We start from the raw sequence: 3975 nt of genomic DNA, 5'->3' as shown, positions 1-3975 counted from the left end.
GCGCGCCGCTGGCGCTGGTCTGCGTGCGCGCGTGGCAGAACATGCAGCGGTTGGCGTCCTTGTCGAGCTGGTAGTTGTCGATCTTGTGCGGGATCACCGGCGGCTGCATGGCGTAGTTGCGCACGCGACGGATGTCGGAGTTGTCGGAGTTGACCAGCGGCGGCGGCGGCGTGGTCTCCATGATGGGCGCGCCGCGCATGCGGTCGGTCGCGTCCACGGCCAGCGCCGCGCCCGCCACGCCGGCGCCCAGCAGCAGCGCGATCAGGAATGTCCGGGCGTTCATACCGTGCCTCCCTGCGCCGGCAGCCCGCCAGCCTTGCGCACGGACACGGCGCACTTCTTGTAGTCGGTCTGCAGCGAGATCGGGCAGGTGGCGTCGAGCGTGACCTTGTTGATGAGCTGGCTGGCGTCGAAGAAGGGCACGACTACCATGCCGCGCGGGGGCTTGTTGCGCCCGCGCGTCTCGACCCGGCTGCGGATGCTGCCGCGCCGCGACGCGATCTCCACGATCTCGCCCCGGCGCACGCCCAGCGCGCGCGCGTCCTCCGGGTGGATGAAGGCCACGGCGTTCGGAAACGCGCGGTAGAGCTCGGGCACGCGCCGCGTCATGCTGCCGGTGTGCCAGTGCTCCAGCACCCGGCCCGTGCACAGCCAGTACGGGAACTCCTTGTCGGGCTCCTCGGCCGCGGGCTCGTAGGGCAGCGCCCACATCACCGCCTTGCCATCCGGGTTGCCGTAGAAGCGGAAGCCCTCGCCGGCCTTGACGTAGGGGTCCGAGCCCTCGCGGTAGCGCCAGAGCGTCTCCTTGCCGCCCACCACCGGCCAGCGCAGCCCCGTGACCTTGTGATAGGTGTCGAAGGGGGCAAGGTCGTGGCCATGGCCGCGGCCGAACTGCGCGTATTCCTCGAACAGCCCCTTTTGCACGTAGAAGCCGGCCGAGCGCGCGTCGTCGTTGTCGTAGCCGGCCTCCATCTCGCCCAGCGGGAAGCGGTCGGTGACGCCGTTGCGGAACACGAAGTCGTAGAGCGTCTTGCCGCGCCACTGCGGCCGGGCCGCCAGCAGTTCGGCGGGCCAAAGCTCCTCCATTCTGAAGCGCTTGCTGAACTCCATGATCTGCCACAGGTCCGAGCGTGCCTGCCCCGGTGGCTTGACCAGCTGGTGCCAGAACTGGGTGCGGCGCTCGGCGTTGCCGTAGGCGCCCTCCTTCTCCACCCACATTGCGGTGGGCAGGATCAGGTCGGCGGCCATGGTCGACACCGTGGGATAGGGGTCGGAGACCACGATGAAGTTGGCCGGGTTGCGAAAGCCCGGGTAGATCTCCTGCACCACGTTGGGCCCGGCCTGCATGTTGTTGTTGGCCATCACCCAGTAGGCGTTGAGCTGACCATCCTTGAGCATGCGGCTCTGCAGCACCGCGTGGTAGCCGGGCTTGTCGGGGATGGTCCCTTCCGGGCACTGCCAGATGCGCTCGGCCTCGGCGCGGTGCTTGGGGTTCGTGACCACCATGTCCGCGGGCAGCCGGTGCGCGAAGGTGCCGACCTCGCGCGCGGTGCCGCAGGCGCTGGGCTGGCCGGTGAGCGAGAACGGGCTGTTGCCCGGCGTGCTGATCTTGCCGGTGAGCAGGTGCAGGTTGTAGAGCAGGTGCGAGCACCAGGTGCCGCGCGTGTGCTGGTTGAAGCCCATGGTGAAGAACGACATCACCTTGACCTTCGGGTCGGCGTAGAGCTTGGCCAGCGCCTCCAGCCGCTCGCGCGGCACGTTGGCGAGCTTGGCGGTGTAGTCCAGCGTGTAGGTACTGACGAAACGGGCGTACTCGTCAAAGGTCGCGGGCTGGCCGCCGCCGGCGTTGCTCCAGTTCTTGGCCTTTTGCTGCAACGGGTGGTTGGGGCGCAAGCCGTAGCCAATGTCGGTGTTGCCGACCATGAAGCGCGTGTGGCGGTCCACGAAGGCGCGGTTCACCGCCTTGTTCTGGATGATGTAGTTGGCGATGTAGTTGAGGATGGCCAGGTCGGTCTGCGGCCGGAAGGTCAGCGTCAGGTCGGAGAGGTCGTAGCAGCGGTGCTCGTACACCGACAGCGTGGCGACCTTGACGTGCGGCGCGGAGAGCCGCCGGTCGGTCACGCGCGTCCACAGGATCGGGTGCATCTCGGCCATGTTCGAGCCCCACAGCACGAAGGCGTCGGCCTGCTCGATGTCGTCGTAGCAGCCCATGGGCTCGTCCATGCCGAAGGTGCGCATGAAACCGGCCACGGCCGAGGCCATGCAGTGGCGCGCGTTGGGGTCGATGTTGTTGGTACGCAGCCCCGCCTTCATCATCTTGGCCGCGGCGTAGCCCTCCCAGATGGTCCACTGGCCCGAGCCGAACATGCCGATGCCTGAAGGGCCCTTGTCCTTGAGCACGCGCTTGAACTGCGCGGCCATGGTGTCGAAGGCCACGTCCCAGCTCACCGGCTGGAACTCGCCGTCCTTGGCGTAGCGGCCGTCCTTCATGCGCAGCAGCGGCTGGGTGAGCCGGTCCTCGCCATACATGATCTTGGACAGGAAGTAGCCCTTGACGCAGTTGATGCCGCGGTTGACCTCTGCGTTGGGGTCGCCGTGCGTGGCCACCACGCGCCCCTCCTTGACGGCGACGTTGACGCCACAGCCCACGCCGCAGAAGCGGCATGGCGCCTTGGACCACTTGAGCTGCGTGCGCGAGGCGTCGGTGACGACGTTCTGCGCCTCGGCGGAGAGCGGCAGCCCCGCGGCCAGCGCGGTGCTGGCCGCGGCGCTGGCGCGCACGAAGTCGCGCCGTGTGCAGCCGCAGCCGACTGCTTCGCCCGCGCCTTCGGCAGGGGCCGCGACCACGGGAATAGAAACGGGATGGGACATGGAAGAACTCCCTGTGCCTTTACAGCATCTCCAGTTGCATGGCATCCCAGGGCTCGGTGTGCTGGTAGACCAGCGCCACGTTGAGCACCCCGGACAGATCGCGCAGCGCCACCAGTGTCTGCATCACGCCCTGCGCACTGTCGTGTTCGAGCACCACCACCAGCCGCCCGTCCTCGGCCCATTGCGCCAGCGTGGCGCCGGGCAACGACGGGATCTCGCCGCGCAGCTGCGCCACGGTTTCGGCTCGGGCTTGCACCAGCACGCCAGCGATGTGGACCTGGCTACCGGGGCCGCTCATCCCGGCAGGTCACCGGTAACGAGCTGGTACATCCAGACGATGAAGCCCCAGCCGCCCACCGTGACCACCGCAAGCACTGGCGCGGTCACCACGGTCAGGAAGAGAAAGCTGCGCCACTCCTCCTGGTGCGTGGAAGGGGCGTCGGGATCGGCAGGATGCACCGACGAGGCGGCGGGGTCGGCAGGCGTGGACGTGCTTCTCATTCTGGGCAGGCGGGCGTCGCGAGGGCTGATGTCCGGAAATCCCGGGCAAAGTCTGTTCCCACGAGTAGGGCATTTCTGTTCAAGACCGATGCATTACTTCAGCTTGGCTTGTGAAGCGGTCTGAAGCCGGGACACGAACTGCCCAATCACGTACAAGCAAAAGCATCCCTGGCACAGCGCAACCCCCATCGCGGCTTCAGGAGTCGCCGATGACCCAGGTTTTCGACTGCATGACTTGCGATGTCCATACGCTCGAGCCGCACGACACGCTCAAGGCAGCAGCGCGACTCATGCAACGGCTCAAGGCCGGACCGCTTGCTGTGTGTGACAGCCAATCGAATTCAAGACACACCTGCGCGGCAGCAGCACGGTGCTGCGCAGCAAGACCCCGGAGTGCTGGGCTGGCGCCTGGCGCGCGGCGTCGTGCAGCCGCTGTCCGCAGCGCAAGACTCGGCCGAGCGCATCGCCAGCGGCAACCTTAGTGTGGACGTGCCGTCAGGCAGCCGGGACGAAGTGGGTCGCCTGCTGCGCGCCATCGGCGCCATGCAGGAGGCGCTGCGCGCCCTGGTGGGCGAGATCCGCACCTCGGTGGACGGCATCGGC

The 3975-nt window shown here is 67.7% G+C and carries 5 protein-coding genes; 1 reads left to right on the top strand and 4 read right to left on the bottom strand.

All coding sequences use genetic code 11. The features are described from left to right. The 4 genes from FJ694_RS35950 to FJ694_RS35935 all read right to left on the bottom strand — a co-directional run. Positions 1-283: nitrate reductase cytochrome c-type subunit (locus tag FJ694_RS35950; protein WP_198321186.1), on the bottom strand; the 283-nt coding region annotated here is incomplete at its 3' end. Further along, the gene (gene napA / locus FJ694_RS35945; RefSeq protein ID WP_157272314.1) at positions 280-2871 is read right to left on the bottom strand and encodes a periplasmic nitrate reductase subunit alpha; all 2592 of its coding nucleotides are present in this window, start codon (positions 2869-2871) and stop codon (positions 280-282) included. The genes FJ694_RS35950 and napA, both read right to left, overlap by 4 nt. A gap of 19 nt (positions 2872-2890) precedes the next feature. Then, positions 2891-3169, bottom strand: a complete 279-nt coding sequence (locus tag FJ694_RS35940) for a chaperone NapD (protein WP_157272313.1) — start codon at positions 3167-3169, stop codon at positions 2891-2893. Beyond that, positions 3166-3372: a periplasmic nitrate reductase, NapE protein gene (locus tag FJ694_RS35935; RefSeq protein WP_157272312.1), complete on the bottom strand. Its 207-nt coding sequence runs from the start codon at positions 3370-3372 to the stop codon at positions 3166-3168. The genes FJ694_RS35940 and FJ694_RS35935 overlap by 4 nt, the downstream gene beginning before the upstream one ends. Before the next feature lie 393 nt (positions 3373-3765). On the opposite strand from FJ694_RS35935, the gene FJ694_RS37525 reads away from it, so the two are divergent. Then, on the top strand, positions 3766-3975 hold a 210-nt coding region (locus tag FJ694_RS37525; protein WP_232540381.1), incomplete at its 3' end, for a HAMP domain-containing protein.

The sequence above is a fragment of the Azohydromonas aeria genome, assembly GCF_009760915.1.
GTDB lineage: Bacteria > Pseudomonadota > Gammaproteobacteria > Burkholderiales > Burkholderiaceae_C > Azohydromonas > Azohydromonas aeria.
This window is presented reverse-complemented; position numbering and strand designations above follow the sequence as displayed.

What these genes read in the sequence shown, in the direction of transcription:
- napA (WP_157272314.1), bottom strand. Translation starts at nt 2,871, where the DNA reads ATGTCCCATCCCGTTTCTATTCCCGTGGTCGCGGCCCCTGCCGAAGGC.
- FJ694_RS35940 (WP_157272313.1), bottom strand. Translation starts at nt 3,169, where the DNA reads ATGAGCGGCCCCGGTAGCCAGGTCCACATCGCTGGCGTGCTGGTGCAA.
- FJ694_RS35935 (WP_157272312.1), bottom strand. Translation starts at nt 3,372, where the DNA reads ATGAGAAGCACGTCCACGCCTGCCGACCCCGCCGCCTCGTCGGTGCAT.